Source organism: Pseudomonas putida, from assembly GCF_001976065.1.
GTDB lineage: Bacteria > Pseudomonadota > Gammaproteobacteria > Pseudomonadales > Pseudomonadaceae > Aquipseudomonas > Aquipseudomonas serbica.
In genome coordinates this window covers 338,767-354,234 of the sequence record NZ_MNAH01000004.1, presented here as the reverse complement: position 1 = coordinate 354,234, position 15,468 = coordinate 338,767, and the positions used below count along the sequence as shown (strand labels likewise).

General features: G+C 60.1%; 13 protein-coding genes. 6 read left to right on the top strand and 7 right to left on the bottom strand.

Going from position 1 to position 15,468, the window contains the following annotated elements; translation table 11 throughout:
* Positions 1 to 45 precede the first annotated feature (45 nt).
* Positions 46 to 429, top strand: a complete 384-nt coding sequence (gene gcvH, locus BKX96_RS16855) for a glycine cleavage system protein GcvH (protein ID WP_046818435.1) — start codon at positions 46 to 48, stop codon at positions 427 to 429.
* A 243-nt stretch (positions 430 to 672) separates the two neighbouring features.
* Positions 673 to 3,546 carry an aminomethyl-transferring glycine dehydrogenase gene (gene gcvP, locus BKX96_RS16850; protein WP_077184808.1) on the top strand — a complete coding sequence of 958 codons (2,874 nt, stop codon included), beginning with the start codon at positions 673 to 675 and terminating at the stop codon, positions 3,544 to 3,546.
* 77 nt (positions 3,547 to 3,623) lie between these two features.
* Here the strand turns inward: gcvP and BKX96_RS16845 are convergent, their stop codons facing one another.
* The 5 genes from BKX96_RS16845 to BKX96_RS16825 form a co-directional block, all read right to left on the bottom strand.
* Positions 3,624 to 3,944 carry a DUF2388 domain-containing protein gene (locus BKX96_RS16845; protein WP_169857239.1) on the bottom strand — a complete coding sequence of 107 codons (321 nt, stop codon included), beginning with the start codon at positions 3,942 to 3,944 and terminating at the stop codon, positions 3,624 to 3,626.
* A 65-nt stretch (positions 3,945 to 4,009) separates the two neighbouring features.
* On the bottom strand, positions 4,010 to 4,459 hold the full coding sequence (locus BKX96_RS16840) for an NfeD family protein (protein WP_046818433.1): 450 nt from the start codon (positions 4,457 to 4,459) through the stop codon (positions 4,010 to 4,012).
* Positions 4,460 to 4,467: 8 nt separating this feature from the next.
* Positions 4,468 to 5,388 (bottom strand): SPFH domain-containing protein, encoded by a 921-nt coding sequence (locus tag BKX96_RS16835; RefSeq protein WP_046818432.1) that lies wholly within the window; start codon positions 5,386 to 5,388, stop codon positions 4,468 to 4,470.
* A 108-nt stretch (positions 5,389 to 5,496) separates the two neighbouring features.
* The gene (tfpB, locus tag BKX96_RS16830; RefSeq protein ID WP_077184806.1) at positions 5,497 to 7,281 is read right to left on the bottom strand and encodes a type IV pilus assembly ATPase TfpB; all 1,785 of its coding nucleotides are present in this window, start codon (positions 7,279 to 7,281) and stop codon (positions 5,497 to 5,499) included.
* Positions 7,282 to 7,370: 89 nt separating this feature from the next.
* Positions 7,371 to 7,709, bottom strand: coding sequence for an ACT-like domain-containing protein (locus BKX96_RS16825; protein ID WP_046818430.1), 339 nt, complete (start codon positions 7,707 to 7,709; stop codon positions 7,371 to 7,373).
* Between the two features lie 125 nt (positions 7,710 to 7,834).
* Between BKX96_RS16825 and BKX96_RS16820 the strand changes: the two genes are divergently transcribed.
* Positions 7,835 to 8,299, top strand: coding sequence for an Lrp/AsnC family transcriptional regulator (locus BKX96_RS16820; protein WP_077184803.1), 465 nt, complete (start codon positions 7,835 to 7,837; stop codon positions 8,297 to 8,299).
* A 106-nt stretch (positions 8,300 to 8,405) separates the two neighbouring features.
* Here the strand turns inward: BKX96_RS16820 and BKX96_RS16815 are convergent, their stop codons facing one another.
* Positions 8,406 to 9,773 carry a CYTH domain-containing protein gene (locus BKX96_RS16815; RefSeq protein ID WP_046818428.1) on the bottom strand — a complete coding sequence of 456 codons (1,368 nt, stop codon included), beginning with the start codon at positions 9,771 to 9,773 and terminating at the stop codon, positions 8,406 to 8,408.
* 156 nt (positions 9,774 to 9,929) lie between these two features.
* Here BKX96_RS16815 and argE point away from each other — a divergent pair, with 156 nt between their 5' ends.
* Positions 9,930 to 11,081: an acetylornithine deacetylase gene (argE, locus tag BKX96_RS16810; RefSeq protein ID WP_046818427.1), complete on the top strand. Its 1,152-nt coding sequence runs from the start codon at positions 9,930 to 9,932 to the stop codon at positions 11,079 to 11,081.
* A 266-nt stretch (positions 11,082 to 11,347) separates the two neighbouring features.
* Positions 11,348 to 12,646: an amino-acid N-acetyltransferase gene (gene argA / locus BKX96_RS16805; protein WP_046818426.1), complete on the top strand. Its 1,299-nt coding sequence runs from the start codon at positions 11,348 to 11,350 to the stop codon at positions 12,644 to 12,646.
* Positions 12,647 to 12,710: 64 nt separating this feature from the next.
* Here the strand turns inward: argA and tauA are convergent, their stop codons facing one another.
* Positions 12,711 to 13,700 (bottom strand): taurine ABC transporter substrate-binding protein, encoded by a 990-nt coding sequence (tauA, locus tag BKX96_RS16800; protein WP_077184800.1) that lies wholly within the window; start codon positions 13,698 to 13,700, stop codon positions 12,711 to 12,713.
* 364 nt (positions 13,701 to 14,064) lie between these two features.
* Between tauA and BKX96_RS16795 the strand changes: the two genes are divergently transcribed.
* Positions 14,065 to 15,402, top strand: coding sequence for an OprD family outer membrane porin (locus BKX96_RS16795; RefSeq protein ID WP_077184798.1), 1,338 nt, complete (start codon positions 14,065 to 14,067; stop codon positions 15,400 to 15,402).
* Positions 15,403 to 15,468: the final 66 nt, after the last annotated feature.

Here is a 15,468-nt window from a genome sequence, read left to right as displayed (position 1 = left end):
TCCGGCGGAAGTTGACCGCCGATCATTTTCCTGAGGACACAGAACATGAGCGATATCCCTGCCGACCTGCGATTTGCCGAGAGTCACGAATGGGCTCGCCTGGAAGCCGATGGCACCGTTACCGTAGGCATCAGCGATCACGCGCAGGAAGCGCTGGGTGATGTGGTGTTCGTTGAGCTGACCGAAGTGGGCAACGTGTTTGCCGCCGGTGATCAGTCTGGTGTGGTTGAATCGGTTAAAGCCGCTTCCGACATCTATTCCCCGATTGCCGGTGAAGTGATCGCGGTCAACGAAGCACTGAGCGCTGAACCTGAGTTGCTCAACTCCGACCCGTACGGCGCGTGGATCTTCAAGATCAAGCCAAGCAACGCGGCTGACCTGGAAAAGCTGCTCGATGCGGCTGGCTACAAGGCCGCCATCGGCGAATAAGCCTTCAGCGTTACGCCCCAAAGCCCCGACCTGTCGGGGCTTTTTTTTTGTACCTGACGCACCACCAAATGTGGGAGCGGGCTTGCTCGCGAAGACGGTGCGTCAGCCAACATTTTCACAACCTGACACACCGCCTTCGCGAGCAAGCCCGCTCCCACAATGGATTTCGCACATGGCATCGACTGCTATGCTGGTTTGACCGTGTTGCATCGACGCTGAGCGCCAGTCAAGAGAGAGCCCGTCATGTCCCAGTTGCCGTCCCTGAGCCAGTTACGCGACCCTAATGCCTTTCTTCGCCGCCACCTCGGGCCTGATGCCGCCGAGCAACAGGCGATGCTCGACAGCCTCGGCCTCGGCAGCCGGGTCGAGTTGATCGAGCAGACGGTACCGCCGGGAATCCGCCTGAACCGGCCACTCGACCTGCCGCCTGCTCTCGACGAAGAAGCCGCGCTGGCCAAGCTGCGCGGTTATGCCGAGCAGAACCAGGTCTGGACCAGCCTGATCGGCATGGGCTATCACGGGACGCTGACGCCGGCCGTCATACTGCGCAACGTCCTGGAAAATCCCGGCTGGTACACCGCGTATACACCCTACCAACCTGAAATCGCCCAGGGTCGCCTCGAAGCCCTGCTGAATTTCCAGCAGTTGACCATTGACCTCACCGGGCTGGAGCTGGCCAACGCCTCGCTGTTGGATGAAGCCACCGCGGCGGCGGAAGCCATGGCGCTGGCCAAGCGGGTCGCCAAGTCGAAAAGCAACCTGTTCTTTGTCGACGAGAACTGCCATCCACAGACTATCTCCGTGGTGCAAACCCGCGCCGAAGGTTTCGGCTTCGAGCTGATCGTCGACGCTGTGGATAACTTGAAGCAGCACCAAGTGTTCGGTGCGCTGCTGCAGTATCCCGACACCCACGGCGAGATTCGCGACCTGCGGCCGTTGATCGATCATCTGCATGCCCAGCAGGCGCTGGCGTGTGTCGCCACGGATCTGCTGAGCCTGCTGTTGCTGACCCCGCCGGGCGAGTTGGGGGCCGACGTGGTGTTCGGCTCCTCCCAGCGATTCGGCGTGCCCATGGGCTACGGCGGCCCCCACGCGGCGTTTTTTGCCAGCCGTGACGAGTACAAGCGGGCGATTCCCGGACGCATCATCGGCGTGTCGAAGGATGCCCGCAGTAACGTTGCCCTGCGCATGGCGCTGCAAACCCGCGAGCAGCATATCCGTCGTGAAAAGGCCAACTCGAACATCTGTACCGCGCAGGTGCTGCTGGCCAATATCGCCAGTTTCTACGCGGTTTACCACGGCCCGGAAGGGCTGAAACGAATTGCCCAGCGCGTGCACCGGCTGACCTGCATCCTTGCCGCTGGCCTTGAGCGCAAGGGCATTACCCGTCTCAACCAACACTTCTTCGACACGCTGACCCTGGAAGTCGGTGGCACCCAGACCGCGATCGTCGAAAGCGCCCAGGCCGCGCAGATCAACCTGCGCATTCTAGGGCGCGGGCAATTGGCTCTAAGCCTCGACGAAACCTGCGACGAAAGCACCGTGGCGAAGCTGTTCGATGTGTTCCTGGGGGCCGATCATGGGCTCAGCGTTGACGAACTGGACGCTGAAACCCTGGTTGGCGGCATTCCCGAAGCGCTCGGACGAACCTCGCCCTATCTGCGCCATCCGGTGTTCAATGCCCACCACAGCGAAACAGAGATGCTGCGCTACCTCAAGCAGCTGGAAAACAAGGATCTGGCGCTCAATCAATCGATGATCCCGCTGGGCTCTTGCACCATGAAGCTCAATGCCACCAGCGAGATGATCCCGATTACCTGGCCGCAATTCGCCAACCTGCATCCGTTTGCGCCCAAGGAGCAGGCGGTCGGTTACTCGTTGATGATCGAAGAACTGGAGCGCTGGCTCTGCGCGATCACCGGGTTCGATGCGATCTGCATGCAACCCAATTCCGGGGCACAGGGTGAGTACGCCGGGTTGCTGGCGATCCGTAAATACCACGAGAGCCGCCAACAGGGCGGGCGGGATATCTGCCTGATTCCTTCGTCGGCCCATGGCACCAACCCAGCCTCGGCGCAAATGGCCGGGATGCGCGTGGTGATTGTGGAGTGCGACGAGGCGGGTAACGTCGATCTCGATGACCTGAAGGTAAAAGCCGCCCAGGCCGGGGATAAACTCGCCTGCCTGATGGCGACTTATCCGTCGACCCACGGCGTGTACGAGGAAGGCATCAGCGAAATCTGTGAAGTTATCCACAGCCACGGCGGCCAGGTGTACATGGACGGCGCCAACCTCAATGCCCAGGTCGGCCTCGCGCGCCCGGCGGACATTGGTGCCGACGTGTCACACATGAACCTGCACAAAACCTTCTGCATACCCCATGGCGGCGGTGGGCCGGGCATGGGGCCGATTGGCGTGCGCGCGCACCTGGCACCGTTCGTGGCCAACCACCCGGTGGTGCCGATCGATGGGCCGCTGGCGCAGAACGGCGCAGTCAGTGCGGCGCCTTGGGGCAGCGCAAGTATCCTGCCGATCAGTTGGATGTACATCGCCATGATGGGGCCGCAACTGGCCGACGCCAGTGAAGTCGCGATCCTGGCGGCGAATTACCTGGCGCGGCACCTGTCCGGCGCGTTCCCCGTGCTCTACACCGGGCGCAACGAGCGCGTGGCCCACGAGTGCATTCTTGACCTGCGGCCACTCAAGTTGCTGACCGGCATCAGCGAAGAAGACGTTGCCAAGCGCCTGATGGACTATGGCTTCCATGCGCCGACCATGTCGTTCCCAGTGCCAGGGACGTTGATGGTCGAGCCCACTGAAAGTGAATCGAAAGCAGAGCTGGACCGCTTTATCGGCGCGATGCTGAGCATCCGCGCGGAGATTACCGAAGTACAGAACGGCAACTGGCCGGCCGAGGACAACCCGTTGAAACGTGCGCCGCATACGCTGGCGGACATCACTGGCGTGTGGGAAAGGCCCTACAGTATCGAGCAGGCGGTCACACCGGATGCTCATACCAAGGCGCACAAATATTGGCCGGTGGTTAACCGGGTGGACAATGTCTACGGTGACCGGAACCTGTTTTGTGCGTGTGTGCCGCTGGACGAGTACCGCTGAAAAAAAACACACGGATTTTGTGTTGGCAATAAAAAATGCCGCTCATTTGAGCGGCATTTTTCTGTGCGGCAACTGGCTTATTCCGAAGCCACGGCATTCTTCGCCAGGATCGCATTCGCCAGTTCCATGTCCGTAGCCTGCAGCCCCGGGTTGTCGGCGCGGACTTTCTGCATCGCCGCTTCCAGGTACGGGCCGCGGATGCCGCCGTCACTGGCGACAAAACTGCCGGCATCGTCCTGGGCAGCGACGATCAGTTTGTGATCCTTGAACGTCAGGTAGGTCGAACCGGTGGTTGCACCGGAAGAAATGACGTTACGCCAAAAGCTATCGGCCATCGCCGAACCAACAGGCAGGGACAACAAAGCGATGGTAGCGACAGCAAGTTTGAGACGCATGATGGGTGACTCCACTGGATGAACTGCGGCGTTGGATTGCCAATCACCCCGTTGAGTTCCATAGCCGCCTATTCCGCTGCTTCAACCAGTAGGATCGCGCCTTGCTGGCCGACGACCCGCACGCGACTGCCGGGGACCGCGTCGGGTCCCTGGGCCAACCACACCCCGTCGGCGACTTTGATTTTGCCGCGGCCGTCGACAATGGCTTCATGCACCACAAAGGTTTTCCCGATCAGATCCTGGCCGCGCAGATTCAGGTTTGGTTGATCGCTTTGACGCACGGCGTTGCGTTGGCGTTGCCACCAGTACAAGGCGGTGGCGATCGAGAAAAGGCCGAACAGCAGAAACTGTAACTGCCACGACATGTCCGGCACGACAAAGGTCAAGACGCCCACGGCTGCAGCCGCCATGCCGATCCATAGCAGGTAGCCGCCAGCGCCAAACACCTCGAGAATCAACAGCACCGTGCCCAGCGCCAGCCAGTCCCAGAACGATAGATGCTGCACAAATGCCCACATGACGTGCCTCAGGCTTTCTTGTTATCAAAGGTGGCTTTGACGATTTCGCCGATACCGCCGACGGCGCCGATCATCGAGCTGGCCTCCAGCGGCATCAGGATGACCTTGCTGTTATTGGCGGAGGACAGTTTGCCCAAGGCATCGATGTACTTCTGCGCAACGAAATAATTGATCGCCTGAACGTTGCCGCTTGCAATGGCCTCGGAGACCACTTTGGTCGCCTGGGCTTCCGCCTCGGCTTGCCGCTCGCGGGCTTCCGCTTCAAGGAACGCGGCCTGACGACTGCCTTCGGCCTCAAGGATTTGCGCCTGTTTCTTGCCTTCGGCGGTCAGGATCGCGGCGGCACGCAGGCCTTCGGCTTCAAGAATTTGTGCGCGCTTGATCCGCTCTGCTTTCATTTGACCGGACATCGCCGCCATCAGGTCGGCGGGTGGGCTGATGTCCTTGATTTCGATCCGGGTAATCTTGATGCCCCACGGCGCGGTTGCCTCATCGACGGTACGCAGGAGTTTTTCGTTGATGCCGTCGCGCTGGCTGAGCATCGCGTCGAGCTCCATGGAGCCGAGCACGGTGCGGATGTTGGTTTGCAGCAGATTGCGGATGGCGTGTTCGAGGTTGTTCACCTCGTACGCCGCCTGGGGAGTGTTGACCACCTGGAAGAAACACACTGCGTCGATTTGCACCGTGGCGTTGTCGGCAGTGATGACTTCCTGAGGCGGAATATCCAGCACGCTTTCCATCACATTCATCTTGCGACCGATACGGTCCATGATCGGAATGATGATGTTCAGCCCAGGCTTGAGCGTGTTGGTGTAGCGGCCGAAACGTTCGACGGTCCATTCAAAGCCCTGGGGCACGACTTTGAACCCCATGAACAGAATGGCGACTACCAGGCCGATAAAAAGTAAAAGCACACTGCCGATCTGCATAACGATTCCCTGTTGATGTCTAGGTCTTGTGTCGCAGGAGTGTAGCGAGGCTGCCGACGTATAAATACGGCTCATCGCCCTCCTGCATCATCAGGTGACACAAATCGGTTATTTCTGCTCGCTCTGCGGCGTCACCCGCAACACCTCCTCGATCGTGGTCAAACCTGCGGCCACTTTCTGTGCACCCGACAATCGCAAGCTGCGCATGCCTTCCTTGAAAGCCTGGCGTCGCACCGCGAGCAAGTCGGTGTCGGGATTGATCAGCGCCTTGAGGCCGTCGCTCAGTTGCATGATTTCGTACACCCCGGCGCGACCGTGATAGCCGGTGTCGCGGCATTCCAGACAGCCGATGGCACGCTGGGCGTTGCCAGGCAACGGTGCTTGCCAGGGCCGGGTCAGGGTTTGCCAATCTTCTTCGGCCAAGGCTTGCGGGGCCTTGCAGTGTGGGCACAAGGTGCGCACCAGGCGTTGGGCCATCACGCCAAGCACGGTGGCCTTGATCAGGTAATGCGGTACGCCGAGTTCCAGCAGGCGGCTGATGGCACTGGGCGCATCGTTGGTGTGCAGGGTCGACAGCACCAGGTGCCCGGTGAGGGCGGCCTGGATGGCCATCTCGGCGGTTTCCAGGTCGCGGATCTCGCCGATCATGATGATGTCCGGATCTTGCCGCATCAGCGCCCGGACTCCGGCGGCGAAGGTCAGGTCGATGTTGTGCTGGACCTGCATCTGGTTGAACGCTGGCTCGACCATCTCTATCGGGTCTTCGATGGTGCAGAGGTTGACCTCCGGTGTGGCCAGTTTTTTCAATGTGGTGTAGAGCGTGGTGGTCTTGCCCGAGCCGGTGGGGCCGGTGACCAGGATGATGCCATTGGGCTGGCGGGTCATGTCCTGCCAGCGCCGCAGGTCGTCGGCGGAAAAACCCAGCTGATCGAAATCCTTGAGCAGCACCTCCGGGTCAAAGATCCGCATGACCATTTTTTCGCCAAAGGCTGTGGGCAGGGTCGAGAGCCGCAACTCGACTTCGCCGCCCTCCGGCGTCTTGGTTTTCACCCGGCCGTCCTGGGGTTTGCGTTTCTCTGCGACGTTCATTCGCCCGAGGCTTTTCAGGCGACTGACGATGGCCATGGTCACCTGTGGCGGGAATTGATAGACGTTGTGCAGCACGCCGTCGATGCGAAAGCGCACCGTGCCCTGTTCGCGCCGGGGCTCGATGTGGATATCGCTGGCGCGCTGCTGGAAGGCGTACTGGAACAGCCAGTCAACAATATTGACGATGTGCGCGTCGTTGGCATCGGGTTCCTGATCGCTGGCGCCGAGGTTGAGCAACTGTTCGAAGTTGCCCAGGGTGTTGACCGGCTGTTCACCGTTGTTCGCGCCGGTGACCGATTTGGCCAAGCGAAAGAACTCGACGCTGAAACGCTGGATGTCCACCGGGTTGGCCACCACGCGCTTGATTGGCAGCTTCAGCACGTGGGTCAGGTCGGCTTCCCAGGCGGTGACGTAAGGCTGGGCGCTGGCGATCGTCACTGCGTCGCGATCGACCGACACCGCGAGGATCTTGTGGCGTTGGGCGAAGGCGTAGGACATCAGTGGGGTCACGGCCGCGACGTTGATTTTCAGCGGATCGATACGCAGGTAGGGCTGGCCGGCCTGCTGGGACAGCCACAGGGTCAGGCTTTCAAGGTCGAGGTGCTTGCCGGGCCGGCTGAGGTCGTCCAGGTGTTGGCCGGCGATAAACTCCAGCGGGTGCATCTGACCATTGGCGGCGTGACGGCGTCGGGCGTTGAGCGCCTGTTCGGCTGAGTCCTGGCTGACAAAACCCTGGGCGACCAGTTCACGCAGCACATCATTGAGATCCAGCCAGCGGTCCTGAAAGGCGATTTGTACGGACATGCGGGCTCCTTTGAACGACAGTGCGCAAAGGATAGTCGTGACCCTGCAAGCCGTTGGGCCACTACCCGACGAAGCCGTATCGGGTCTTGTCAGCCAGCGGCCTGAGCCGCTTCAACCCATGCCGAATCAGCGGCTTGCAGGTCGACGGAGCACATGCTGATCAAGTTTCGAAGTTTTTCCGCAATCACTTGGGCGCGATGCCAGCTCAATCCGTCGATGACGACATCGATCGCCAGCAAGTCTTGCTGGCGCTGCACGTTCACCTGTTCGGGTGTCAGAAACTGCAAGGCGAACAGGTTGAGCGCGCGGCACAGCAGATCCGGTTCTGCTTCGGCCAGCAGTTGGTAGTGAACGCGACAGTGGGCGTTGTCGGCATTCCAGGCATCAAAGCGGGTGGGTGAGGTCGTTACGGCTTCCAGGTACGGCATGCTCGGTCTCCAGTTCATTGGAGAAATTTTTACATTCGCCGGCGGGTATTTCTTATCTATGATTGGCCGTTTCGCGGCTTTGGCGAATCGTATAATTCACAGAATTATCAGTTGAGGGTTTTTTTATGCACAGCGAACTGGACGGCTACGACCGCAGGATTCTTGCCTTGCTGCAAGAGGATGCTTCGCTCTCCAGCGCGCAGATTGCCGAGCAGGTGGGGCTTTCGCAGTCGCCCTGCTGGCGGCGGATCCAGCGGATGAAGGAGGAGGGGATCATTCGTGGCCAGGTGACCTTGCTCGACCGCAAGAAAATCGGCCTGAACACGCAAATTTTCGCCCAGGTAAAGCTCAACGCCCATGGCCGTTCGAACTTCACCGAATTCACCGAGGCGATTCGCGGGTTTCCCGAGGTGCTGGAGTGTTACGTACTGATGGGGGCAGTGGACTTCATGCTGCGCATCGTGGCGGCGGACATCGAGGCGTATGAGCGGTTTTTCTTTGAGAAGCTGTCGCTGGTGCCGGGGATTCAGGAGGTGAACTCGGTCGTGGCGTTGTCGGAGATCAAGTCGACCACCAGTTTGCCGGTCTAGGATTTTGTCGTGGGTGTGCGGGCCCCATCGCCAGCAAGCCGGCTCCTACAGGATTTGAGTCGATCACAAATTCACTGTAGGAGCTGGCTTGCCAGCGATGGCGGTTTTACAGACGCAGCAGCATCTTCCAGGCACGATTCTGATAAACCGCGATCGCCTGTTGCTTGCGCGCATCCAGGGTTTCATCGGTGATCGGCTCGTTTGCCAGTTGCGCCAGCTTGTTCAGCTCGCCGTACAGCCGATCCATTTCCGGGATCTCCAGCACGTTGCGCGCGTGGTGCAGCCAGACCTGGATGCGTTCGATGCGCGGCAATTGCTCGGCCAGGTCTTCCGGCTGTTGCTGGTAACGCTGCAATTGCAGCGAAGTGGCTTCTTCGCCCAGCAGGCGTGGCAGCCAGCTGCCCAATTGCGCGGCACCTTGGCGATTGCCGCGGGTGTTGCGGTCGGCGGTCCAAGTGCGGGCGAGCAACCAGCGCGAGGTGTTCAGGGAGAACAGGCCCCAACGCGGGTCTTCGAGCTCTTCGAGGAATTGTTCCGGCGCGGCTTTGCGCACGTCTTCATCGTCCAGGCCGGCCTGGACCAGCGGGCGCCAGTCTTCCAGCAAGGCGTCGAGTGCAACACGCAGATCGTGGGTCGATTGACGCGGCGCAGCCTGGCCGAGGCTGCTGATCAGCGCACGCATTTCAGCCAGGTTCTCGACCCAGTCCAGCAACAGGCGCCAGTGACCATTGAAGCGATACTGCTCGGCCAGGCGCTGGCTGCTGCCCAGCAAGTGCCAGCATAGCGCGGCGAAGGCGTCGTCCAGTGGCGTTTCGGCGCTGATCTGCGGCGCCGGCAGGCTCAACGAATAACTGTGGGCGTCGTAGAGGCGATAGCCACGTTCGGCCTTGCTGATATCGCATGGCATCAGGGCCAGTTTCTCGGCCAGTTCGGCGGCCAGTTCCAACAGCGCGGCGGGTTCGCCTTCGCGCAATTCCAGTTCCAGTTCGCAGATTTCTTCTTTCTGCTTGCCGACCACAACATGGCCCAGGTCCAGTGCCGCCTCGATGACGACCTTGGTCTTGCCACGGCCCCAGGCGATTTCTGCGCGCTCGCGGACGAAGTCGGTGGTGAAGATGGCTTTTAGGGTTTTCTTGTCCAGTTCAGCCAGTTCTTCTGGCCAGCACTCACCGTCGAGTTTTTTCAGGTCGAGCTTGGCCTTGGGCAGGTTCCAGTCGTACTCGTTACGTACGGACAGGCCGGCGACACTTTGGCCACGGGTCTTGAGGGTCTGGATCACTTCTTCGCCATCCTTGCGCAGGCGCAGGGCGACTTTGGCCCGGGCCAGGTCACGCTCCGGCGTGTCGAAGTATTGATTCATCAACTCACGGCGTTCCCAGCCACTTTTGTTGCGTTTTTTCAATAACGGGTGCTCGCGCAGGGCGGCGAGGGTTTCGCGGCTGACGCGGAGTTTGATTTCGGTTTCTTTCTGCATGGCCGGAAAATCCAGGATCGGGAGCGCAGCCGGGGGAATGTGTGGCTGCCAAGGTCGTGCAGTGTACAGGACTCACCGCTCCTCCGCGCCGCGGCGGTTTATTCCTGGCGCCAGATGGTTCTATGATGGTCCTCAATTCGGAAGTTGGAGTCAGCGATGCCTTTGCCGTCCATGAAAGATCAGTTCGCTGCACTGATCGCTGCGCCGTCCGTCAGTTGCACTCAAGCGAACCTCGATCAATCCAACCGCCCGGTGATCGACCTGCTGGCCGCGTGGCTCGGCGACCTGGGTTTTGCCTGCGATATCCAGCAAGTCAGCCCCGGAAAATTCAACCTGCTGGCGAGTTTCGGCAGCGGCCCCGGCGGGCTGGTCCTGGCCGGTCACAGTGACACCGTGCCGTTCGATGGCGCGCTGTGGCAGACCGATCCATTGAAGCTGACTGAAGTCGACGGCCGCTGGGTCGGCCTGGGCAGTTGCGACATGAAGGGCTTTTTCGCCCTGGCCATCGAAGCCGTCAGGCCGCTGCTCGACCAACCGTTCAAGCAGCCACTGCTGATCCTTGCCACCTGCGATGAAGAAAGCTCGATGTCCGGTGCCCGGGCGCTGGCTCAGGCAGGAAGGCCGCTGGGGCGTGCGGCAGTGATCGGTGAGCCGACCGGGCTCAAGCCGATCCGCATGCACAAGGGCATCATGATGGAACGCATCGATATCCTCGGGCAGAGCGGCCACTCCTCAGACCCGCGCCTGGGCCACAGCGCGCTCGAAGCCATGCATGATGCCATTGGCGAACTGCGCGGCCTGCGATTGTTGTGGCAGCGCCAATTCCGTAACCCGCAGTTCAGCGTACCGATGCCGACCATGAACTTCGGTTGCATCCATGGTGGCGACAACCCCAATCGCATCTGCGGGCAGTGTTCACTCGAATTCGACCTGCGGCCGTTGCCGGGGATGGATCCCACGGTCCTGCGTGCCGAGATCCTGCAGAAGCTCAAGCCAATTGCCGAACGCCATCAGGTGAAGATCGACTACGCGCCGCTGTTCCCCGCCGTGCCGCCGTTCGAGCAGGCCGAAGATGCCGAACTGGTGCGCATCGCCGAAAAGCTTACCGGGCATGCTGCTGAAGCAGTGGCATTCGGCACCGAAGCGCCTTATCTTCAGCGCCTTGGCTGCGAAACACTGGTGCTCGGCCCGGGCGATATCGCTTGCGCCCACCAACCGGGGGAATTCCTCGAAATGTCACGTTTGCAGCCTACGGTGCATCTATTACGTCAGCTGATTGAACATTACTGCCTGACGACCGTCAGTTGAATGCAATCCATGTGGGAGCGGGCATGCTCGCGAAGGCAGCATGTCAGCTACATCAATTTTGACTGATACACCGCCTTCGCGAGCAAGCCCGCTCCCACAGGGTCTGTGCTTTGGCTGACAAGCCGTATAAATTGCCGGTGTTCCAACCCGTATTCATGAGGAGAGCGCGCGTGTCGCCAAGCCTGTTCCGACGATAACCATCAGCCCGCTGTGCGTTTTGCTGTTTCGCCCTTTTTTCGGCTGCTATTTATTACAGGCCCAGGTTCATGCCCGAATACGTCAATTGGCTTCGTCACGCTTCGCCCTACATCAACGCCCACCGCGACTGCACCTTTGTCGTCATGCTGCCCGGCGATGGCGTTGAACATCCGAACTTCGGCAACATCGTCCACGACCTGGTGCTGTTGCACAGCCTGGGCGTGCGCCTGGTGCTGGTGCACGGTTCCCGCCCGCAAATCGAAGCACGCCTCGAGGCTCGCGGCCTGACCCCGCATTACCACCACGGAATGCGCATCACCGATGCCGCGACGCTGGAGTGCGTGATCGATGCGGTCGGTCAACTGCGCATCGCCATCGAAGCGCGCCTGTCCATGGACATGGCCTCGTCGCCCATGCAGGGCTCGCGCCTGCGGGTGGCCAGCGGCAACCTGGTGACCGCACGGCCGATCGGCGTGCTTGAAGGCGTCGACTATCACCACACCGGCGAAGTGCGTCGGGTCGACCGCAAGGGCATCAATCGCCTGCTGGATGAGCGCTCCATCGTGCTGCTGTCGCCGCTGGGCTACTCGCCGACCGGTGAAATTTTCAACCTCGCTTGTGAAGATGTCGCCACGCGCGCGGCCATCGACCTGAGCGCGGACAAACTGCTGCTGTTTGGTGCCGACCTTGGCCTGATCGATGAAAACGGCCGGCTGGTACGCGAACTGCGTCCACAACAGGTGCCGGCGCATCTGCAGCGCCTGGGCAGCAACTATCAGGCCGAGCTGCTGGATGCCGCCGCTGAAGCCTGCCGAGGTGGCGTAGCCCGCAGTCATATCGTCAGCTACGCCGAAGACGGTGCGCTGCTGACCGAACTATTCACCCGGGACGGTGGCGGCACGCTGGTGGCCCAGGAGCAATTCGAGGTGGTGCGCGAAGCGGCCATCGAAGACGTCGGCGGCTTGCTGGACTTGATCAGCCCGCTGGAAGAGCAGGGCATTCTGGTACGCCGCTCCCGCGAAGTGCTCGAGCGTGAGATCGAGCAGTTCAGCGTGGTTGAACGTGAGGGCATGATCATCGCCTGTGCGGCGCTCTACCAGATCGCCGATTCCGATGCCGGGGAGCTGGCGTGCCTGGCGGTGAATCCGGAGTACCGTCATGGCGGTCGCGGTGATGAATTGCTCGAGCGCATTGAAACCCGTGCTCGGGCCCAGGGCTTGAAAACCTTGTTCGTCCTCACCACTCGTACGGCACACTGGTTCCGCGAGCGCGGCTTCGTGCCAAGTAGCGTTGATCGCCTGCCGTCGGCACGGGCGTCGCTGTACAACTATCAGCGCAATTCGAAGATCTTCGAAAAAGCCCTGTAACTCCGGCCTCAGGATGGATCGTTCCCACGCGGTGCGTGGGAATGATCATCACCGGGGTGTTGCGTTACTCCTGCACGAACTTAGCGCTCACATACGGCGAATAGTCCGGCAGCACCGTTTCTACCTTCCCTTGCTCCTTCAAGAACTTCGCCGTCTCGCCAATCGCCTTGGCCGTGACACCGTCCAGAAGGGCGGAGGTCTGTTGCGCCTGAGCATCCGGGAACGCGGACCCAGCCAGCAGTTCCGGTACATCCGCAGCGTTGGCACCGGTCAGTTTGGCGATTTTTTGCACCGCTACCGAATCGGCGGTCCAGCTGTCCTTATGCGCCGCATAGTCAGCAAATGAGTCCAAAGTGACCTTGGCGAATTTCGCCACGACCTCCGGATGTTTTTCGGCGTAATCCTTGCGTGCCACCCAGACTTCGAAGGTCGGCGCACCCCATTGGCCGACCTCCGCGGCATCGGTCAAGGTCCTGCCGGTCTTGCGAATTTCCCCCAGGGCTGGCGACCAGACGAACGCGCCGTCGATGTCTCCACGCTTCCACGCGGCGGCGATTTCCGCCGGTTGCAGGTTCACCACTTTGACTTTCGAGGCGTCCAGGCCCCAGTGCTTCAGCGCGCCCAACAGGCTGTAGTGGGATGTGGAAACGAACGGCGTGGCGATGGTCTTGCCGATCAGATCTTCCGGTTTCTCGATACCACTGCCATTGCGCACCACCAAGGCTTCGGCGGCGTTGATTTGCGCGGAAACGAGGAACGCGACAATTGGCAGATTGCGCGAGGCAGCGGCGGCCAGGGGGCTGGAGCCGAGGTTGCCGATCTGCACATCTCCCGAAGCAATGGCTGTAACAACCTCCGGGCCACTGTTGAAACGCCGCCAGTCGATTTTCTCGCCAATGGTTTTTTCGTAGAGGCCATCGGCCTGGGGCACTTTGCTGGGATCGATACCGGTCTGGTAACCCACTGTGAGATTCGCCGCATGGGCGGAAAAAGAAACCAGCAACGATACACAAACTGTAACAAATGGCCGGGATAGTGCGCGCTTGTTCGTCATGGCATGGGCCTTTTCGATTAGTTTTGTGGCGGAATTGCTACTAAAACTAATCGATCTAAAAAATGCCTAATAAATACCATTTAGGAATTAGCTTATGAGGCAGACGCTCTGTCCTGAGGGGGGTGAGCAGGGTGAGCTAAATTCCTAAACGGTATGAGAAAAGAATTTGTTCTTTCTTTTCAGGTTTGTGACGAACTCATGACCTGCATGGACCAAAAAAACGGGGATTAGACTATGGTCGTAGACACACAAAGTTACGATTGACTTGTGAGTCACGCTGCGGCGCTAATCGCGCATCTTAGGATCCGGAACATCCGATTTCGGGCCAGGAACACAAGAATTAGAAACGAGAGGAGCTAAAACAATGAACAAGTCCACCTTGGCCCTGGCCGTGGCGGTAGGGGTTTTGGCGCAGCAGGCAGGCGCCGCGGGTTTCATCGAAGACAGCAAGGCTTCGGTCAGTTCGCGAACCTATTACTTCGACGCCGATAACCGTGAAGGCGCCAAAACGCCTGCCAACCGGCAGCGCGAGGCTGCTGAAGGCCTCAAGTTCGATTTCCAGTCCGGCTATACCCCAGGCACTGTCGGTTTCGGCTTTGACGCCCAGGCACTGGTCGGTATCCACCTGGACGGGGGCAAGGGCCATCACCCAGACAACAACTCCTTCAGCCCTAGCGATTCCGATGGGTCGGCAACGGATGAGTGGAGCCGTCTGGCGGGCAACGTCAAGGCACGCATCTCGAAGACCGAGGCCCACCTCGGTGGCGCCCTGCAGCCAAACATGCCGATCCTGATCGCCAACGACAGTCGCGTGCTGCCACAGACCTTCGAAGGTGGCACCATCACCTCGAAGGAAATCGACAACGTGACCTTCAACGTGGGTCAAATGGAGCACGCGACCGGTCGCGCCTCTTCCAACAGCACCGGCCTGGCCGTGGCTGGCGGTACTCAGGAAAGCAACCAGTTCCGCTACGCCGGTGCTGACTGGAAGGTCACCAAAGACCTGTTGCTGCAGTACTACTACGCGAACCTGGAAGACTACTACAAGCAGAATTTCCTCGGCCTGGTGCACGTTTACCCGATCGCCTCCAACCAGTCGTTCAAGACTGATCTTCGTTATTTCGACAGCAGTTCCGATGGCAAGAACGGCGACCCTGGCTACCGCTTCAATAACAACAATGGCTACGCCAAGAATCCGGGAGAAGTGGATAACCAGACCTGGAGCGCCACCTTCACCTATTCCCTGGGTGGCAGCGCGTTCCTGCTTGGCCATCAGCGTATCAGCGATGACGGCGGCTTCGTATTCCTGAACCAGGGTAACGTCGTCGATGGTAACGGTCGTAACGAAGGCGCCGGCGGCGCCAGCTTCTACTCCTTCACCGATGCCACTGTGGGTAGCTTCATCCGTGCCGGTGAAAACACTTCGTACGGCCAGTACTCCTACGACTTCGCCTCGTTGGGTGTGCCCGGTTTAAAAGCTTCGGCAGCCTACTTGTACGGCCAGGACATCAAGGCCACCAACGGCGTGGGCAAAGACCTGAACGAGCGTGAAACCGACCTGCGCGTGGATTACGTGATTCAAACGGGTGCATTGAAAGGGTTTGGTACGACGTTGCGTCACGGCATGTACCGTGGCAACACCAGCACCCTCGACCAGGACCAGACCCGTCTGATCTTCAACTACACCTACGCCTTCAAGTAAGTCGTAGCGGAAGCCTCGTCACTGGACGAGGCTTTTTTTCGCGTCCATTTCTATATTCCATAAACG

Coding starts and splice junctions, on each gene's coding strand:
- gcvH (WP_046818435.1), top strand. CDS start 46: ATGAGCGATATCCCTGCCGACCTGCGATTTGCCGAGAGTCACGAATGG.
- gcvP (WP_077184808.1), top strand. CDS start 673: ATGTCCCAGTTGCCGTCCCTGAGCCAGTTACGCGACCCTAATGCCTTT.
- BKX96_RS16840 (WP_046818433.1), bottom strand. CDS start 4,459: ATGTGGGCATTTGTGCAGCATCTATCGTTCTGGGACTGGCTGGCGCTG.
- BKX96_RS16835 (WP_046818432.1), bottom strand. CDS start 5,388: ATGCAGATCGGCAGTGTGCTTTTACTTTTTATCGGCCTGGTAGTCGCC.
- tfpB (WP_077184806.1), bottom strand. CDS start 7,281: ATGTCCGTACAAATCGCCTTTCAGGACCGCTGGCTGGATCTCAATGAT.
- BKX96_RS16825 (WP_046818430.1), bottom strand. CDS start 7,709: ATGCCGTACCTGGAAGCCGTAACGACCTCACCCACCCGCTTTGATGCC.
- BKX96_RS16820 (WP_077184803.1), top strand. CDS start 7,835: ATGCACAGCGAACTGGACGGCTACGACCGCAGGATTCTTGCCTTGCTG.
- BKX96_RS16815 (WP_046818428.1), bottom strand. CDS start 9,773: ATGCAGAAAGAAACCGAAATCAAACTCCGCGTCAGCCGCGAAACCCTC.
- argE (WP_046818427.1), top strand. CDS start 9,930: ATGCCTTTGCCGTCCATGAAAGATCAGTTCGCTGCACTGATCGCTGCG.
- argA (WP_046818426.1), top strand. CDS start 11,348: ATGCCCGAATACGTCAATTGGCTTCGTCACGCTTCGCCCTACATCAAC.
- tauA (WP_077184800.1), bottom strand. CDS start 13,700: ATGACGAACAAGCGCGCACTATCCCGGCCATTTGTTACAGTTTGTGTA.
- BKX96_RS16795 (WP_077184798.1), top strand. CDS start 14,065: ATGAACAAGTCCACCTTGGCCCTGGCCGTGGCGGTAGGGGTTTTGGCG.